Source organism: Streptomyces endophytica, from assembly GCF_026153355.1.
GTDB lineage: Bacteria > Actinomycetota > Actinomycetes > Streptomycetales > Streptomycetaceae > Streptomyces > Streptomyces endophytica.
Map to the genome: position 1 here is coordinate 3,409,540 of NZ_CP110636.1, position 18,715 is coordinate 3,428,254.

The window sequence follows — 18,715 nt, forward strand, 5'->3', positions numbered from 1 at the left end:
TGACGGCCGGTCAAGTCCGTGTCCGCTATGGCGGATTCACTGTTCGCCGGATGGTCATTCCTGACCAGTCCTTACCATTCCTTGGCTTCTTCTTGGTGATCACATTCCCCTGACATGAACAGTTCACCGAAAGAGTGGCGAATCGCGTGTGAGCGTCACATCCACCGCATGCACCGCTCGTGAGGTGCCGCGCATCGGCGCACCGGCGCACCGCGTCACCCCGCAGCGCATCGCATCGCCACAGCAGGGGGTTACATGAGATCAAGCCACACCGGATCACCGCGCGTCCGCGCGGGTCTGGCCTGGGCAGCCGCGCTGCCCCTGGTCGCCGGCGCGCTCGCACTCGGCGCGCCCGCCGCCGACGCCGCGGGCCACGACGGTGGCCGGCACGCACTTCTGGGCACCAAGCCCCTGTGGGCCACCAAGCAGGCCGACCAGGGCGCCACCGCCGACTCCGCGGACGTCACCGCCCGGGTCTACCTCGCCGGCCGCGACGCCAAGGGCCTGGCCGCCTACGCCCGGGCCGTGTCCGACCCGCACTCGGCCGCGTACGGGAAGTACCTGAGCGCCGCGCAGACGCGGGCCCGCTTCGGTGCCACCCGTGACCAGATAGCCAAGGTGACCGACTGGCTGACGAAGTCCGGCCTGAAGGTCACCGGCTCCACCAACCGCTACCTCACGGTCACCGGCGATGCGGCCGCCGCCGAGCAGGCCTTCGCCACCGACCTGCACAACTACCGCAAGGGCGGGCACACTTACCACGCCCCGTCGACCACCGCCTCCGCGCCCGCCACGCTGGCCGACGCGGTGCTGACGGTCACCGGCCTGGACAACGCGCCGAAGCTCGCCAAGCACCACTCCGGCGAACTGCCGCCCCCGGAGGGCGTCTTCCGGAACTCCGGCCCGTTCTCCTCGTACTACGGCTCCCGCACGAACAAGAAGCTGCCGTCCGCCTACGGGAGCAAGGCTCCGTACGCGGTCAAGGGCTACACCGGCCAGCAGCTGAGGGCCGCCTACGGGGCGAAGAAGTGGACCGGCAAGGGCGTCACCGTCGCGATCACCGACGCCTTCGCCTCGCCGACGATCTCCAAGGACGCCGCCACCTACGCGGCCCGCAATGGCGACGCCGCGTACCGCCGCGGCCAGCTCTCCCAGGTGCTGCCCAACAAGTACACGCACATCGACGAGTGCGGCGCGGCCGGCTGGTACGGCGAGGAGACCCTCGACGTCGAGGCCGTCCACGCGGTCGCCCCGGCCTCCGACGTCGTCTACGTCGGCGCCGCCTCCTGCATGGACGACGACCTGATCGACTCGCTCGGCAAGATCGTCGACGGTCACCTCGCCGACATCGTCTCCAACTCCTGGGGCGACATCGAGGCGAACGAGACCCCGGACGTGGCCGCCGCCTACGACCAGCTCTTCCAGCAGGGCGCGGTCCAGGGCATCGGCTTCTACTTCTCCTCCGGCGACAACGGTGACGAGGTCGCCAACACCGGCACCAAGCAGGTCGACACCCCGGCGAACTCCGCCTGGGTGACCGCGGTCGGCGGCACCTCCCTGGCCGTCGGCAAGCACGACACGTACCAGTGGGAGACCGGCTGGGGCACCCAGAAGGCCCTGCTCTCCAAGGACGGCAACAGCTGGGCAGGCTTCCCGGGCGCCTTCAACGGCGGGGCCGGCGGCGGTGTCAGCAAGACCGTCCCGCAGCCCTTCTACCAGCGCGGAGTCGTTCCGGACTCGCTGTCCAACTCCCTCCTGAAGGGCCGGATGCGCACCGTTCCGGACATCTCCGCGGTCGCCGACCCCAACACCGGCTTCCTGGTGGGTCAGACCCAGACCCTGCCCGGCGGCAAGCTCGGCTACGACGAGTACCGCATCGGCGGCACCTCCCTGGCCGCCCCAGTCATCGCCGGCGTCCAGGCGCTCGCCCAGCAGGCCCGGCACGGTGTGGCCATCGGCTTCGCCAACCCCGGCATCTACCAGCGCTACGGCACGTCGGCCTACCACGACGTCACCGACCACCCGCTGGGCGCCGGACGTGACCTCGCCGTCGTCCGCGTGGACTACGTCAACGGCACCGACAGCAGCAAGGGCACCACGACCTCGCTGCGCAGCCTCGGCAAGGACAGCTCCCTGCACGCCGTCGTCGGCTACGACGACGTCACCGGTGTGGGCAGCCCCAGCGCCGGCTACGTGAGCTCCTACCGTCCCTGACGGACCGCGCGGCCCGCGCCGGGGGAATCCTCGGCGCGGGCCCCGCACGCCCTGCGGTACCCTGGCGCCATGCGTGCCGTACGCCTTCTGCTTAGCGGGCCGCGCTGATCAGTGCCGACGGATGACAGACCCGTCGGAATCGGCGCGGCGTCCCCTCCTGTGCGAGGGGTCTTTTTGTTTCCGGAGTTCCGGGGACAAGGTCCGGGACAAGGCGCGTTTCCGCAGGCAGAGACGATCGATGGAGCTTTGAGACGATGAGCGAGACGACCACCGCTGCCGAGGTGGCAGCGCCGCACCGCTATACGGCCGCGCTGGCCGCCGACATCGAGGCACGCTGGCAGGACTTCTGGGAGAAGGACGGGACCTACGAGGCCCCGAACGCGAGCGGGGAGCTGGCCGGCGACCCGGAGCTGGCGGCCCGCCCCAAGAAGTTCATCATGGACATGTTCCCCTACCCGTCGGGCGCCGGCCTGCACGTCGGCCACCCCCTGGGGTTCATCGCCACCGACGTCTACGCCCGCCACCAGCGCATGACGGGCCACAACGTCCTGCACACCCTGGGCTTCGACGCCTTCGGCCTGCCCGCCGAGCAGTACGCCGTCCAGACCGGCACCCACCCGCGGGTCTCCACCGAGGCCAACATCGTGAACATGCGGCGCCAGCTGCGCCGCCTGGGCCTGGGCCACGACCAGCGCCGCTCGGTCGAGACGATCGACCCGGCGTACTACAAGTGGACCCAGTGGATCTTCCTGCAGATCTTCAACTCCTGGTACGACCCGGAGGCGGACGCCGCCCGTCCGATCGACACCCTGGTCGCCCAGTTCGAGGCCGGCACCCGCCCGACCCCCGACGGCCGCCCCTGGGCCGAACTGAGCGTCACCGAGCGCGCCGACGTCCTGGGCGAGTACCGCCTGGCGTACGCCTCGGACTCGCCGGTCAACTGGTGCCCCGGGCTGGGCACCGTACTGGCCAACGAGGAGGTCACCGCCGAGGGCCGCTCCGAACGCGGCAACTACCCGGTCTTCAAGGCCAAGCTGCGCCAGTGGAACATGCGCATCACCGCCTACGCCGACCGGCTGCTGCGCGACCTGGACGCGCTGGACTGGCCGGAGGCCATCAAGCTGCAGCAGCGCAACTGGATCGGCCGGTCCGAGGGCGCCCGGGTCGACTTCCCGGTGGGCGACGACAAGATCACCGTCTTCACCACCCGTCAGGACACCCTGTTCGGCGCCACGTACATGGTGCTGGCCCCCGAGCACCCGCTGATCGCCGGCTCCGACAACGGCGACACCACGGGCGCCATCGTCCCCGACGTCTGGCCCGAGGGCACCCACGAGGTGTGGACCGGCGGCCACGCCACCCCGCGCGAGGCCGTCGCCGCCTACCGCAAGCAGGCCGCCGCCAAGTCCGACATCGAGCGGCAGGCCGAGGCCAAGGACAAGACCGGCGTCTTCACCGGCGTCTTCGCCACCAACCCGGTCAGCGGCGAGCGGGTCCCGGTCTTCATCGCCGACTACGTCCTGATGGGTTACGGCACCGGCGCGATCATGGCCGTGCCCGCGCACGACACCCGCGACTTCGCCTTCGCCCGCGCCTTCGAGCTGCCCATGCGCTGTGTCGTCGAGCCGACGGACGGCCGCGGCACCGACCCCGCCACCTGGGACGACGCCTTCGCCTCGTACGACGCCAAGATCATCAACTCGTCCGGCGACAGCATCTCGCTGGACGGCCTGGGCGTCACCGAGGCCAAGGCGAAGATCACCGACTGGCTGGCCGAGCGCGGCATCGGCGAGGGCACCGTCAACTTCCGGCTGCGCGACTGGCTGTTCAGCCGCCAGCGCTACTGGGGCGAGCCGTTCCCGATCGTCTACGACGAGGACGGCGTGGCGCACGCGCTGCCCGAGTCGATGCTGCCGCTGGAACTGCCCGAGGTCGAGGACTACTCCCCGCGCACCTTCGACCCGGACGACGCCGACACCCAGCCCGAGACCCCGCTGTCCCGCAACGAGGACTGGGTCAACGTCGAGCTGGACCTGGGCGACGGCCGGGGCGTGCGGCGCTACCGCCGCGAGACCAACACCATGCCCAACTGGGCCGGTTCCTGCTGGTACGAGCTGCGCTACCTGGACCCCCGCAACGACGACGCGCTGGTCGACCCGGCCGTCGAGCAGTACTGGATGGGGCCGCGCGACGGCCAGCCGGCCGGCGGTGTCGACCTGTACGTGGGCGGCGCCGAACACGCCGTGCTGCACCTGCTGTACGCCCGCTTCTGGTCCAAGGTCCTGCACGACCTGGGGCACGTCTCGTCCTCCGAGCCGTTCCACAAGCTGTACAACCAGGGCATGATCCAGGCCTTCGTCTACCGGGACAGCCGCGGCATCGCCGTCCCGGCCGCCGAGGTCGAGGAGCGGGACGGCGCCTACTACTACCAGGGCGACAAGGTCAGCCGCCTGCTGGGCAAGATGGGCAAGTCCCTGAAGAACGCCGTCACCCCCGACGAGATCTGCGCCGAATACGGCGCGGACACCCTGCGCCTGTACGAGATGGCGATGGGCCCGCTGGACGTGTCGCGGCCGTGGGACACCCGGGCGGTCGTCGGCCAGTACCGCCTGCTGCAGCGCCTGTGGCGCAATGTCGTCGACGAGGCGACCGGTGAGGTCACCGTCGCGGACGTGCCCGAGTCGGACATCGACGTGGACACCCTGCGCGCCCTGCACAAGGCCATCGACGGCGTCGGCCAGGACCTGGCGAACCTGCGCTTCAACACCGCCATCGCCAAGGTCACCGAGCTGAACAACCACCTGACCAAGACGGGCGGCCCGGTCCCGCGCACGGTCGCGGAGCGGCTGGTGCTGCTGATCGCCCCGCTGGCCCCGCACATCGCCGAGGAGCTGTGGCGCAAGCTGGGCCACACCGACTCGGTGGTGCACGCGGACTTCCCGGTCGCGGACCCGGCGTACGTCGTGGACGAGAGCGTGACCTGCGTCGTCCAGATCAAGGGCAAGGTCAAGGCCCGTCTGGAGGTCGCCCCGTCGATCTCCAACGCCGACCTGGAGGCGACCGCACTGGCCGAGCCGGCGGTGGTCGCGGCGCTGAACGGCGCGGGCATCCGCAAGGTCATCGTCCGCGCACCGAAGCTGGTGAACATCGTCCCGGCGTGAGCCATCTGCGGCCTTCCGGTCCGTGCGGGCCTGGGGCATGGGGGGCGCCTTCCGGTCCGCGCGGGCCTGGGTCATGGAGGGCGTTTTCCGGCCCGAGAGGTCTGTGCGGACGCATACCATCGGCGGTGCCTGCCGGTCCGTGAGGACGTGAGCGGCGGGCGCCGGCCGGGGGCGGCGGAAGGCCGGACGAGCGCGGTATAGGGGTTTCCCCTACGGGCAGGTTGGGGGTTCTTCCGGACCCCGCAACCTGCCCTTTCCGTTTACGGTGGAGGGACAGGGCGCAGGCGAAAGTCCGGCGCCACCGACACGCCTGGGGGAGATCCCATGGAAGCCGCCGCCATCATCGGACTGCTCTTCGTGCTGTTCGTCCTGGCCGGCGTGCTCCTGACGGTCAAGGCAGTGAAGGCGACCAAGCGCGGCGTGGACCGTACGGTCGCCCAGGCGCGCCGAACGGTCGAGGACACCACCCTCCGGGCCCGGCAGCTCGCCCAGCCCGGTGTGGTCGGCGAGCTGGCCCAGCTGCGGCTGTCGCTCAGAACGTCCATGCGGGCCACCCAGGACGTGCTGTACGGAGGCGCTCCGGACGACGCGTCCCTGAGCGAGGCGATCGGCCTGTTCGAGCGGCTGAGCGCCCACGGCCACGAGCTGGACGCCGAGCTCAAACGCCTGGAACGCGAGCCCGACCGGGCCACCATCGCCGCCCGCCTCCCGGAGCTGAGGGAGCGCTTGGAACGGATCACGCACTCCGCCGAGTCGCTCCGCTGGGCCGCCCGCGACCGGGCACGCAAGTTCGCCGACGACGACCTCGCGGCACTGACCGACCAGATCGACGTCGAGGCAGGCGCCCTGCGCCACTGGACCCAGGCTCCTGAGGAGCAGCCGAGCGACAGGGGTGTGGACCGGGGCCGCTCCGGGGACGTTCGGGGGCAGGGCAGGGGGCGCCGGCGCCCGGCGGTCGCCGCTCGTGGGCGCCGGAGGGCGGGGACGAGCAGCAACGGGCGATCACCGCGCCCGACGGCCGCGGCCGGCCGACGTACCCGTGGGAGAAGTCCCCGCGGGCGGAGGAAGGCATGACGACTCGGCGGACGGAGGGCAGGGGGACGGGCGCGGGCACGACCAAGACCTGAGTGCTGAGAGGTGGTGGAGGTGGGTGGGGGGGGCGGGGCGGGGCCCCCGGGGAAGGAAGGCCAATCCCACCCACGGCCATAGGGGAGGCCCACGACAGCCCGCCACCAGGAACGCCAACGCCACCGGGAGTCCGCAGTTGAGGCGCGTCTACCGGGAGTCTGCAGCCGGGGCGCGTCTACCGGGAGCCCGAGGCCGGGGCGCGCCAATCGGGAGTACCCGCGCGACCGCGGCCTCCGCGAGGTCCGTCGCGGAGGTGATGCTTCCGTTGCCTGCTGGGTACTTGGCAGAGCCTTGGGGAAACCTGGAAGATCTTGGGGACGGACCCGCACTGTGCGACGTCCCGATCCCCGGATAATCTCCCTGTCATGTCCCGCCATGTCGCGATCGTCACCGATTCCACGGCCTACCTGCCGCGGACGGCCGTCGAGCGCCACCGCATCACGGCCGTACCGCTGACCGTCGTCCTGGGGGACCAGGCCCTTGAAGAGGGCACCGAGATCTCCGCGAGATCCGTCGCGCAGGCCCTGCAGAAGCGGCGCAGCGTGACGACCTCCCGGCCCAGCCCGGCCGTGTTCGCGGACACCTACCGCGAGGTGGCGGCGGCCGGAGCGACCGGCATCGTCTCCCTCCACCTCTCCTCGGAATTCTCCGGCACCTACGACGCGGCAGTGATGGCCGCCAAGGACGCCCCGGTCCCGGTGCACGTCGTGGACACCGGGATGGTCGCCATGGCGCTCGGGTTCTGCGCCCTCGCCGCCGCCGAGACCGCGGAGGCCGGCGGCGACGTGGACGATGCGGTCGCCGCGGCGGAGAAGCGGGCCGCGGGCACGTCCGCCTACTTCTACGTCGACACCCTGGACTATCTGCGCCGCGGTGGCCGGATCGGCGCGGCCCAGGCCCTCCTCGGCTCGGCGCTCGCCGTCAAACCGCTTCTCCAACTGGCGGACGGACGGATCGAGCTGCTGGAGAAGGTCCGTACGGCATCCAAGGCCATCGCACGGCTTGAGGAGATCGCCGTGGAACGGGCGGGCGAGGGCCAGATCGACATCGCGGTGCACCATCTCGCCGCCGCGGAACGCGCGGACGCGCTCGCCCAGCGGCTCCGTGAGCGGATCCCGGGGCTGAACGAGCTCCATGTGAGCGAGGTCGGCGCGGTGATCGGTGCACACACCGGGCCTGGGTTGCTGGCGGTCGTGGTGTCACCGCGCTGAGCGAGGCGGAAGGGGCACGGCAGGGCACGTGTGGGTGACGAAGTTATCCACAACTTCGGTGTTGTCCACGGGATTTGACACCGCTCGGCAGACTCTGCGCCGGTCACTTAGCGTCAGGAGCTATGAACTCCTCGCAGACCGCTCGACTCGACTCGTCCGTATCCCTCTCCACGCGGGCCGCGCCGGCTGACGGCCCCTCCTCGGCTCCGGAAGCCTCTGCCGAACGTCCCGGCTGGTCGTGGGCGTCCGACTCGGCAGCCCCGTACGAGCTGGACGCCCTGACCGGCACTCCACCCCCTCCTGACTCCTCACCCCCTCCTGATTCCTCACTCCCTCCGGAACCGGTGGGCGAATCCGTGGCGCCCTCGCCGGAGCCGGCAGCCGCAGCCGCAGCCGCATCGCCCTCGCCGGAACCTGTGCGCGGACCCGTGGCCCCCTCTCGTGCGCGTGCGCGCGAGGAGTGGGAGCGCGAGCGGGTACGGGCCCGGGTGGCGGCGATCTTCGGCGATACGGAGCGGGCGGCCGCGATGACCGGGCCACCCTCACCCGGACACGATCCGCCGCCCCAGCCTCAGCCCCAGCCCCGGCCCCCGCGCCCGCAGCGCGCGGAGCGAGCCTGGCTGGCGGTGCGCGAACGGCTCCCGCTGTGGCTGCAGTTACGGTGCAGTACCGACCCCAGGGCACTGGCCGCCCTGGCGTTGGTGCTGATCGTGGCGGTGGCGTTCGCGGTGCACCACTTCTGGACCGGGCGCCCGGAACCGGTACGCGCCCCGGCCGTCGAACGGTCCGCCACGGGGCCGGACGACCGACACCGTGGGCCCGGAGCGGCCGCCGACCCGCACTCATCCGCACTTCCGTCATCCGCACCCTCGTCAGCCTCCTCGACGGGCGCGAGTGGTTCGGCGGACGGTGCGGCGGGTGGCTCCTCGGGCGGTGCGGGGCGCCAGCTGGTCGTCGATGTCACGGGCAAGGTCCGGCATCCCGGCATCCACCGGATGCCGCCGGGCTCGCGGGTGATCGACGCGCTGCGGGCCGCGGGCGGTGTGCTGCACGGGGCGAACGTCAGCGGGCTCAACCGGGCGCGGCTGCTGACCGACGGCGAGCAGATCGCGGTCGGCGTGCCGGGCGCCGCGGCCGGCGGCGGTGCCGGCCCCGGTGGTGCGGGGGCCGGTGGCACGGGCAGCGGGACGGCGGGTGGCGGAGCCGGTCCGAGCGGTCCGGTGAGCCTCAGCACGGCGACGGAGCAGCAGCTCGACGCCTTGCCGGGCGTCGGCCCCGTACTGGCGCGCCACATCATCGAATTCCGCACCCAGCACGGCGGCTTCACCTCGGTGGAGCAGCTTCGTCAGGTGACCGGTATCGGCGACCGTCGCTTCGCCGATCTGCGGCCCTTGGTGGAGCCATGACCACCGCCCGGCCCTCGGTGCACGCCACGGCCCCCTCGCCGCGCGGCGCTTCGGACCCGCGACAGGAAGGACCGCCCGACCTGCGCCTGGCCGGACCGGCGCTGGCGGCCTGGGCAGCCGCGGCGATCGGGCTGGGTGCGCCCGGCGGCGGCGTGGCGATGGCCTGCGCGGTGGGGGTGGTGCTCGCGGCACTCGCGTTACGGGTGGCCGTCCTCCGGCGCCGGGCGGAACGCGGGGGAGGCGGGGAGTACGAGGGAACGGAGGTGTGCGAGCAGTACGAGGTGGATGAGCGGGACGACGAGTACGGGGAGGACAAGGAGAACGAGGAGAACGACGAGTACGAGGAGGACAAGGAAGGCGAGCAAAGTGGTGCGGGTGCGGGTGCGGGTGCGGGTGCGGGTGCCGTTACCGGTACCGGTGCGGGACGTGAGGCGGAGGGTGGGGCAGGGGCCGTTCGGGGTGGCGCGGCGGGGCGCGCGTACCGGCCCGGCTCCTCCCGTCGATGGTCCTCCGGGGCGTGGGCGGCGCTGGCCGCCGTGCTGCTGGGGGCTGTCGCAGGGGCGGCGTCCGCGGCGTTGCATGCGGCGGACGTCCGGCGTGGTCCGCTGCCTGACCTGGCGGACCGCTATGCGCGGGTCACGGTGGAGCTGGAGGTGACCGATGACCCTCGGCTGACCCGGCCCCGGGTGCGCGGTTCCCAACGGACGCCTGCGGCCGTGGTGTTCAACGCCGATGCCGTGCGGGTCACCGCTCCGGACGGCGCGGTCACCGCCGTGCGTACCCCCACTCTGGTCCTCGTACGGCAGGGCGGAAGCGACGAAGGCGCGCCGCCCGGCGGTGCGAGCTCCGCAGGTGAGGGGGACCGGCCGGACGGGCGCTCGGCGCCAACGGCCGCGGCGCTGTCGGAGGCTTGGCGCGGGCTGCTGCCGTCGACGCGGATCCGGGTCGTGGCGCGGGCCGTACCACCGCTCATGCCCGGTGATCAGGTCGCCGCGGTGTTGCGGGTCGACGGCGACGCGCCGCCGGTCAAGATCGCCGGCCCGTCGGTGCTGCAGCGGGTGGCCGGACGTGTGCGGGCCGGGCTGCGTGAGGCCACGGACGGGCTCCGGCCCGACGCCCGTGCACTGTTGCCCGGGCTGGTCGTAGGGGACACCTCACGCGTGCCGCCGGATCTGGACGCGGCCTTCCGGGCCACCGATCTGACGCACCTGCTTGCCGTCTCCGGCAGCAATCTCACGATCGTGCTCGCCCTGCTGATCGGCCCGCCACACCTCGCCACGCGTGCCGAGCGGCGTGGGCTGGCGCCCCGCCTGAGGCTGTCGTTGCGCGGCACCGCCGTCATCGGGGGCGTGCTGGCGCTGGCCTTCGTGGTCGTGTGCCGCCCGGACCCGAGCGTGCTGCGGGCCGCCGCCTGTGGCCTGATCACCCTGCTGGCCATCGGCACCGGCCGTCGCCGTTCGCTGCTCCCCGCGCTGGCCGCCGCGGTGCTGCTGCTGGTGCTCTACGACCCCTGGCTCGCGCGACGGTACGGCTTCCTGCTCTCCGTACTGGCCACCGGCGCACTGCTGTTGCTCGCACCGCGCTGGAGCGCCGCCCTCCAACGGCGCCGGATGCCACCCAGGCTCGCCGAAGTGATCGCGGCCGCTGCCGCGGCACAGGCGGTCTGTGCGCCCGTGATCGTGGTGCTCGCCGCCCGCGTGGGCCTGGTGGCCGTGCCGTGCAATCTGCTGGCCGAGCTGGCGGTGGGCCCGGCCACGGTCCTCGGGTTCGCGGCGCTGGTCACGGCCCCGTTCGTCCTGCCGGTCGCCCAGGCACTGGCGTGGTGCGCCGGCTGGCCCGCCGAGTGGATCGCCGGTGTCGCCCGTACGGGCGCGGCGCTGCCCGGAGCGGAGATCGCCTGGCCCGGCGGCTGGGCGGGTGCCCTGGCGCTGGCGGCCGTCACGGTGGTGCTGGTGCCGGTCGGGCGACGGGTGGTGCGCCGTCCCTGGCTCTGCGTCCTGTGTGCGTTCGCCCTGCTGCTGGCGGTGTGCCGCCCCGCTCCGTTCACCCGTGTCATCACCGGCTGGCCGCCGCCCGGATGGCGTGCCGTGGTCTGCGACGTGGGGCAGGGCGACGGCCTGGTCTTGGCCGCCGGGGACGGTACGGCGCTGGTGGTGGACACCGGCCCCGAGCCGCGCGCCATCGACCGCTGCCTCACGGAGCTGGGTATCCGCCGGATCCCCCTGCTCGTCCTCACCCACTTCCATGCCGACCACGTGGACGGGCTTCCCGGCGCGCTCCGTGGCCGGTCGGTCGGTGCGATCGAGACCACGACCCTGCAAGATCCGCCGGGCCAGGCCCGGTTCGTACGGGAGACGGCCGCCCGGGCCGGGATTCCGCTGGTGCGTGCCGTTCCGGGGGAGCGGCGGCGCCTCGGCCCGCTCAGCTGGGAAGTGCTCTGGCCTCCTGGTTCGCCGTTCGCCCCGGCGCTCGACGGGCCCAACGACGCCAGTGTCACCCTGCTCGTACGGACCGGTGGACTGACGCTCCTGCTCCTCGGTGATCTCGAACCGCCTGCCCAACAGGCGCTGCTGGCGGCGCATCCGGAGGTGGCGGGGGTCGATGTCCTGAAGGTGGCGCACCACGGTTCCGCGCATCAGGCTCCGCCGCTGATGCACCGGCTGGCGCCGCGCCTGGCGCTGATCTCGTGCGGTGCCGACAACCCCTACGGCCATCCCGCGCTGCGGACGGTCGCCGCGCTGCGGGCGCTGGGCGCGCGGGTGCTGCGTACCGACACCGACGGTGCGATCGCGATCGTCGGGACTCCGGGCAGGCTCGCCGCGACCGTGACCGGCCGGCGGACGGGGGCGCGCCTGCCGAGCGGCCGGGGCGGTGGGCGCGGTCGGGGGAGGCGGCGAGGCCGCCGAATACGCAGGCGGGGGCAGGCCGGCCGGGGCCGGCCTGCCGACCCGCGGCTCAGGGCCGGCAGACGGCGTCCGGCAGGCTCTGGCGATCGGCGCAGGGCACGTGCTTGTACATCCGCATGATGTTCTTCGCCGTGTCGGAGTCCATGAACGCCAGGAACTTCGCGGTCAGTGAGCCGTCCTCGGGCCGCCCGTACGTGTAGAGGTACTCCACCGTCCAGAAGGGGTAATCACGTTGCTGTCCCCACTCGATGTCCGGCTCGTGCCCGTTCAGGCGCACGCTGACCACGTGCTGTCGTTGCGCCGCCGCATAGACCTCGGCGTAACCGATGGCGCCGGGCACCCGGTCCACCGCGTCCAGCAGGCTCTTGGTGCTGTTCACCTCGCAGCGCGTCAGGCGCGCCTGCTCGTCACGGTCCTTGTCGCCGCAGTCGTAGGACGACACCACGCCCGGCTCCGAGTGGTGCAGCACCGATGTCTCGAACGCCCGGCGGGTGCCCGAGCCGGCGTCGCGGCTGACGAGGCGGATCGGCAGGTCGTTGCCGTGCAGTTGCTTCCAGTTGGTGTACGTCCCGTCGTAGATCTTGCGGACCTGGCCGGAGGTGAGGTCGTCGACACCGGCCTTCTCGTTGGCCACGAGCCCGAGCAGGATGACGCCGATGCGCTCGCCTTCGAACCGCCGGTAGAGGGACGGCGCGGGCACGTCCGACACGGCGAGGAAGCCGGGCCCCTCGACGGTGGCCGGCTTGCCCTCCCGGTTGAGGTTGCCGAGGCCGGAGAGGCTGCCGGACGCCGAAACGGTGATCTCGGCACCCGCGCACCGGGCCCGGTACTGCCGGGCGATCTCCCGCATCGGCGGGGCGAACGCCGTGGACCCGTCGATGGTCAGCCGCCCGGTGGCGCATTCGCCGGCCGCCGCCGGGGCCGTCCGCGCGCTGAGGAGGAGTCCGCCGAGCAGTCCCAGCAGCACGATGAAGGTGCCGCCCAGCGCGAGACTGAGCTTGCGCGGCCCCCAACGCTGGGCGTTGCGGCGGATCCGTCCGCCGCTGATGAATCCGCTGACGGTCACGGCCCCGGCCCCGGTCGCCGTGCCGGTGCGGCTGCTGGTGCCAGTGGTGCCGGGATTGCCGGAGGTGCCGTTTCCGGAATCGGCGTCCCTGCCCGCATCCGTACCCGGGTCCGTGCCCGGGCCCGCACCCGTACCCGTGGCCGAGAGGAGAACCAGCAGCTTGAAGTGATTCCGTTTGTTCAGCGGCACCTTGGGGATGAACAGCCGGCCGCCGTCATGGCGCAGCCCGCCGCCGTTGCGGGTCAGCATGCCCACCAGGTCGGTCGGATTGGCGTCCGGCACCTCGACACCGATGACCGTGCGCCCGGCGAACTCGACCGTCAGCGGCTCCTGATAGTCCTGCCGGACGATGTCCTTGCCGCCGTCGTTCTCGAACCGCAGGAGGGCCAGCGTCGCATCGTTGACCTCCTGGTCCTGCCGCAGCAGCCGCAACTGCACCAGGCTGTGGGCGTCTTGGGGGTTCATGCCGATCGCCGTGTCCATCTGGACGCGGTAGCCGATCCGCTTCCGTCCCGGCAGAAACCGCTCGACGGCCCACACCACGGCCGTGGCCACGAGCCCGGCCGCGGTGAGGATCGTCTCGGTGTCCGGCAGAGCCACGGCAACCTCGCACAGATGAACGGGCGTTGGGAGGTCAAATTTTTAAGCAGCCCCGCTGGGCCCCGGGAGGCCTTCGGCAGCTCGTCATCGGAGGTTCATCCGCTGGCCGCCGGTGACGCCGTCTCCTCCCCCCGCCGCGGTCTCCGCCGGGTCTGGCGTCGGCCCTCCGCGACCCGTGGTCCTCCGGCGGCCCTTCCCCCACGCCCTCTCCCACGGCCTCCCCACGGCCTCCCCCTCGCCCTTCCCCTAGCCCTCGTCCTCCCGTTTCGGCTGGTCCTGGCTCTGTAGGCTCCGGAACGAGGTACCCCTTTGATGGGGGCTGTGGCGCTGCATGCAGGTGGAGATACGGGACGAGCGGAGGCGGGGCGGATGGACGAGATGGCGGCCGATGCCTATCTGGAGCGCATCGGTGCGGTGCGGCCCGGAGCACCTGATGCCGGGGTGTTGGCGGCGCTGCACCTCAGGCATCTGCGGTCCGTGCCGTTCGAGAACCTCGCCATCCACCTCGGTGAGGAGATCGTGCTGGCGGAGCAGCCGCTGCTGGACAAGATCGTCGGCGCCCGGCGCGGTGGGTTCTGTTACGAACTCAACGGCGCCTTCGCCGGGCTGCTGCGGGCCCTCGGGTACGAGGTCGAGTTGTTGTCGGCGCGCGTGTTCGGTGCCGAGGGGCGCCTCGGCATCCCGTACGACCACCTTGCGCTGCGGGTCCATACGCCGAGTGGGCCGTGGTTGGCCGACGTCGGCTTCGGCCGGCACAGCCACTTTCCGCTGCGCTGGGACAGCCGCGCGGAGCAGACCGATCCCGGTGGGACGTTCCGGCTGGAGGAGACGGCGGAGGGGGACGTGGACGTCCTGAGGGACGGCTCGCCGCAGTACCGGCTCGAACAACGGCCGCGTGCATTGGCGGACTTCGAGGTCGGCTGCTGGTGGAACCGCACCTCGCCGACCTCCCACTTCACCCGGTCCCTGGTCTGCTCACGGCTGACCGAGACCGGCCGGATCACGCTCTCCGGCCGCACGCTCGTGATCACCGGGGAGGGCGGCGGGCGGGACGAACGTGAGCTGGCGGCGGAGGAGGTACTGGCCGCCTATCGGGAGCACTTCGGGGTGGTGCTGGACCGGGAGCCGGTGGTGGGGGCGGAGGCGGCCGGGTGACTGCCCGGGGGCGGGCGGGCCTGCAGGCGGCGGGTCGGTCGGGGCAGGTGGCAGCCCGGCACACGCCAGTGGCAGCCGGGCCGGCCGGTGGCGGGAAGCAGGCCGGGAGCAGCCGGGGCACCCCATGGCAGCCGGGCCGGTCGGTGGCAGCCTGGCAGGTCGTTGGGCAGGCCGTTGGGCAGGTCGTTGGGCAGGCCAGTCACAGGCAGTCGGCGGGGAGTTACTCGGCCTCGCGCCAGCCCTCGTGCTCTGCTGCGAGGTCGTCCAACCGCGCCGGGTCGTGGCGGGCGTCCGGGTCTTCGACCACCACCAGCCACTGGGCGTCCTCGGCGTCGTCCTCGCCGGCCAGGGCGTCCCGTACGAGCTGGGGCTCCTCGGTGACGCCGAAGCGCTCGACGAGGGCCTCGGCGACCTCCTCGGCGGCGTCGCGGTCGGGCAGGACCAGGACGTGGCGCGAGTGCCCGGGGGCGGGCGCCGGGACGGAGGGTGCGGCGTGGTGATCGTGGGGATCGTGGAGGCCGTGGGGATCGCGGTGTCGGGGCGCGGCGGCGTGGTCGTTCATCAGGCCATTGTCCCGGTCCGGGACCGCGGCTCTCGGCGCGCGGGTTCCGTACGACACGCCCGGTCCTCGATGCCAGGGCGGTAGCGGGCGGGGTGGAGCGGGCCGGAGACGGTCCGATCGGCGTTGTCAGTGGGGCGTGGGATGCTGGATCGCGATGGCCAGGAAGACAGCGAACGACGATCCCCTCGCCCCCGTGACGATCGCGGTGGGGCAGGAAGACCTGCTGCTGGAGCGTGCGATGCAGCAGGTGGTGGCGGCTGCCCGCGCGGCCGATGCGGACACGGATGTGCGCGACCTCACCCCCGAGCAGCTCCAGCCCGGCACCCTCGCCGAGCTGACCAGCCCCTCGCTGTTCGCCGAGCGCAAGGTCGTGGTGGTGCGCTCGGCCCAGGACCTGTCCGCGGACACGATCAAGGACGTCAAGGCGTATCTCGGCTCGCCCGCCGAGGAGATCACGCTCGTGCTGCTGCATGCCGGCGGCGCCAAGGGCAAGGGCCTGCTGGACGCCGCCCGTAAGGCCGGGGCGCGGGAAGTGGCCTGTCCGAAGATGACCAAGCCGGCCGACCGGCTGGCGTTCGTCCGGGGGGAGTTCCGTACGGTCGGGCGGTCGGCGACGCCCGAGGCGTGCCAGTCGCTGGTCGATGCGATCGGCAGCGATCTGCGAGAGCTGGCCTCGGCGTGTGCGCAGCTGGCCGCCGACATCGAGGGCACGATCGACGAGGCGGTCGTCGGGCGGTACTACACGGGCCGGGCCGAGGCGTCGAGCTTCACCGTCGCGGACCGTGCCGTCGAGGGCCGGGCCGCCGAAGCCCTGGAGGCGCTGCGCTGGGCGATCGCGACCGGGGTCGCGCCCGTCATGATCACCAGCGCGCTCGCCCAGGGCGTCCGGGCCATCGGCAAACTCGCCTCCGCGCCGCGCGGCGCCCGCCCCGGCGATCTCGCCCGCGACCTCGGCATGCCGCCCTGGAAGATCGACCGGGTGCGGCAGCAGATGCGCGGCTGGTCGGCGGACGGTGTGGCGACGGCGCTGCGCGCGGTGGCGGAGGCCGATGCGGGCGTCAAGGGCGGCGGGGACGATCCCGAGTACGCCCTGGAGAAGGCGGTCGTGACGATCGCCCGGGCGGCGCGGTCCCGCTGAGGCGCGGAGGGGAGAGGCGCTGAGGGGAGGGGAGGGGTGCGGCGTCAGCGCGCGTTCTGCAAGCGTTTCAGGGTCTCCGTCGCGCTGGTCTTGAGCATCGTCGCGATCTCGTCGGAGGTCGGCTGCTTGCCGGAACTGCTGCTGGAGGCGTAGCTCGACCACGTCGACTGGAAGGTCATCCAGCCGTCCCGCACGCCGAGGATCACGTAGGAACCGCTGTCGCTGCCCAGGTCGTTCCGCGTCACCAGGTAGGCCTCGTCGCCGATGCCCGGAACGGACTCGACCTTGTAGCCGATGGAGGTCTCCTGCTTCTCGTACGCGCGGTAGTTGTCGGCGAATTCCGGTGCCGGGTCGGCCGTGCGGTGCAGTGTGGCGCTGGTGTAGAGCCAGGTCGAGGAGTAGGTGGCGGAGCTCGCGTTCTCCTGCTCCAGTGCGACGTTGCACCACATGGTGTCCATCGACTTCTGCCGGGCCGCGCTGTGCTGGGGGTTGGCGTCCTTCGAGGAGGAGCCGGTGTTCGCCTTGGTCTTGTAGTGGGCGTTCTCGAAGGGCGTCATCGAGGTGGCCGCGCACAGGTCATCGGTGTAGGAGTAGCCCGCGAGGTCGGGGCTGGGCTCGGAGGAGAAACCACCGGTGGCGAACAGCAGCGAACCCCAGATCGCGGAGGCGGCGACCGCGCCGCCGATCGCCCACAGCCAGCCGGAGGCACCCCGTCCGCCGCCACTGCCGTTGCCGCCGGGAGCACCGGCCGGCCCGGCGGGTGTCCCGGGAGCACCCACGCCCACCGGCGGGTAGCCGTAGTTGCCGCCGGGTGGCTGCGACGGCGGCTGCATCGGTGGCTGCGACGGGGTCGGCTGTCCGGCGGCCGGATCCGGCTGTCCGGGCACGGGATGCGGCTGCGCGTACGGATTCTGCTGCGCGGGCACCGGGTTCTGCGGTGGTGCGGGGACCTGGCCGTAGGGGTTGGGCTGCGGCAGGCCGTAAGGCTGAGAGGGCTCCCCCGAGGTTGACATGGCCGCAGAGTAGCGGACCGGCCGAACACGGGCCCTGGCTCTCGGAGGCCCCTACGACGAATAACCCCACGACAGCGGAGGTGCGTCTGCACACGTCCCTACGACGAGGTGGCTGCGGCTCCACGACGGATCGGTCCGGGCTCGGAGCCCACTCCGCCGCATGACGGGTTGCCCCGCTCCACGACGGGCCCCGCTCCACGACGGGCCCCGCTCCACGACGGGCCCCGCTCCACGACGGGCCCCGCTCCACGACGGGCCCCGCTCCACGACGGGCCCCGCTCCACGACGGGCCCCGCGCAACGACAGGGTGGCCCCAGCAGCCCTAACAGCGCCAACCCCCGCACCCACGACAAAGGCCCCCCACCCCGGGGAAGGGGCGGAAGGGCCTTCGTCTTGGAAAGTTGGGCTCGGTCGGCGGTGGAGGCCGCCGGTGAGCCGGGTGCGCCGCACCCGCGTGGCGAACGCAGGCCGTGTGCGGCGCGGTGGTGCACCGGTCAGGGAGCGGAGAGAGGGGCCGCTGGGTCCCTGTCGGCAGGGTCGTGCAGGAGTGCAAGTGCAGAGGCAGCGGAGCTGCGTACTGCGAGTGCGGGGTCAAGGTCCGGATCCGGGCTCCGTGGAGGAGACGCGACCGGGAAGATCCCCGCGAAGGTCAGGTCAGCCCTGGAGGGTCGCGACCTTCTTCGCCAGCGCCGACTTCTTGTTGGCGGCGGCGTTCTTGTGGATGACACCCTTGCTGACGGCCTTGTCGAGCTTCTTGGCAGCCTCGGCCTGGGCGGCGGTGGCCTTCTGCAGGTCGCCGGCCTCGATGGCCTCACGGGTGCGACGGATCGAGGTCTTCAGAGCCGACTTGACAGCCTTGTTGCGCTGACGAGCCTTCTCGTTGGTCTTGATCCGCTTCATCTGGGACTTGATGTTCGCCACGAAAGAGCCTTTTCAGGTTCGTTGGAGTTTCGAGTTGCGCCGCGCACGAGAGAGGGCACGAAGCGCAGTGGACCAGGTTACCAGCAGGGTCTACGGCCTCCCAAACCGGACCGGACCCGCTCCCTGAAGCCTGCCCGAAGCCTCTCCGGAAGCCCTGTCTGGAGCCCCTTCCCCACAGGCCACACCCCCGAAGCCCTGCCCGGCGCTCCTCCCGAAGCCCTGCCCGGTGCCCCT

11 protein-coding genes and 1 pseudogene are annotated in these 18,715 nt (G+C 72.3%); 8 read left to right on the forward strand and 4 right to left on the reverse strand.

Features of this window, described 5'->3' with window-relative positions; genetic code table 11:
- Window positions 1-255 precede the first annotated feature (255 nt).
- The 6 genes and pseudogenes from OJ254_RS15215 (at window position 256) to OJ254_RS15240 (ending at window position 12,146) form a co-directional block, all read left to right on the forward strand.
- Entirely contained in the window at window positions 256-2,214 is a 1,959-nt protein-coding gene (locus tag OJ254_RS15215; protein ID WP_265362758.1) for a S53 family peptidase, read from the forward strand.
- A 254-nt stretch (window positions 2,215-2,468) separates the two neighbouring features.
- Window positions 2,469-5,375: a leucine--tRNA ligase gene (locus OJ254_RS15220; RefSeq protein ID WP_265362759.1), complete on the forward strand. Its 2,907-nt coding sequence runs from the start codon at window positions 2,469-2,471 to the stop codon at window positions 5,373-5,375.
- Window positions 5,376-5,699: 324 nt separating this feature from the next.
- A pseudogene (locus OJ254_RS15225) lies at window positions 5,700-6,502 on the forward strand (hypothetical protein).
- A 366-nt stretch (window positions 6,503-6,868) separates the two neighbouring features.
- Window positions 6,869-7,714, forward strand: a complete 846-nt coding sequence (locus OJ254_RS15230) for a DegV family protein (RefSeq protein ID WP_265362760.1) — start codon at window positions 6,869-6,871, stop codon at window positions 7,712-7,714.
- Between the two features lie 428 nt (window positions 7,715-8,142).
- Complete coding sequence (locus tag OJ254_RS15235; protein WP_265362761.1) at window positions 8,143-9,120, forward strand: ComEA family DNA-binding protein; 978 nt, start codon at window positions 8,143-8,145, stop codon at window positions 9,118-9,120.
- A complete protein-coding gene (locus OJ254_RS15240) occupies window positions 9,117-12,146 on the forward strand; it encodes a ComEC/Rec2 family competence protein (protein WP_265362762.1) in 3,030 nt (1,009 codons plus the stop codon). Before OJ254_RS15235 ends, OJ254_RS15240 begins: the two co-directional genes overlap by 4 nt.
- On the opposite strand, the gene OJ254_RS15245 is transcribed toward OJ254_RS15240, so the two are convergent.
- Complete coding sequence (locus OJ254_RS15245) at window positions 12,076-13,692, reverse strand: substrate-binding domain-containing protein (RefSeq protein ID WP_265362763.1); 1,617 nt, start codon at window positions 13,690-13,692, stop codon at window positions 12,076-12,078. The genes OJ254_RS15240 and OJ254_RS15245 overlap by 71 nt on opposite strands.
- Before the next feature lie 369 nt (window positions 13,693-14,061).
- Between OJ254_RS15245 and OJ254_RS15250 the strand changes: the two genes are divergently transcribed.
- Window positions 14,062-14,847, forward strand: a complete 786-nt coding sequence (locus OJ254_RS15250) for an arylamine N-acetyltransferase family protein (RefSeq protein ID WP_265362764.1) — start codon at window positions 14,062-14,064, stop codon at window positions 14,845-14,847.
- A 220-nt stretch (window positions 14,848-15,067) separates the two neighbouring features.
- Here the strand turns inward: OJ254_RS15250 and OJ254_RS15255 are convergent, their stop codons facing one another.
- Window positions 15,068-15,292 carry a hypothetical protein gene (locus OJ254_RS15255; RefSeq protein ID WP_265365163.1) on the reverse strand — a complete coding sequence of 75 codons (225 nt, stop codon included), beginning with the start codon at window positions 15,290-15,292 and terminating at the stop codon, window positions 15,068-15,070.
- A 271-nt stretch (window positions 15,293-15,563) separates the two neighbouring features.
- On the opposite strand from OJ254_RS15255, the gene holA reads away from it, so the two are divergent.
- Complete coding sequence (gene holA, locus OJ254_RS15260) at window positions 15,564-16,547, forward strand: DNA polymerase III subunit delta (RefSeq protein WP_265362765.1); 984 nt, start codon at window positions 15,564-15,566, stop codon at window positions 16,545-16,547.
- A gap of 44 nt (window positions 16,548-16,591) precedes the next feature.
- Here the strand turns inward: holA and OJ254_RS15265 are convergent, their stop codons facing one another.
- Complete coding sequence (locus OJ254_RS15265; protein WP_265362766.1) at window positions 16,592-17,560, reverse strand: hypothetical protein; 969 nt, start codon at window positions 17,558-17,560, stop codon at window positions 16,592-16,594.
- 654 nt (window positions 17,561-18,214) lie between these two features.
- On the reverse strand, window positions 18,215-18,481 hold the full coding sequence (gene rpsT / locus OJ254_RS15270) for a 30S ribosomal protein S20 (protein WP_261951524.1): 267 nt from the start codon (window positions 18,479-18,481) through the stop codon (window positions 18,215-18,217).
- Between the last annotated feature and the right edge of the window lie 234 nt (window positions 18,482-18,715).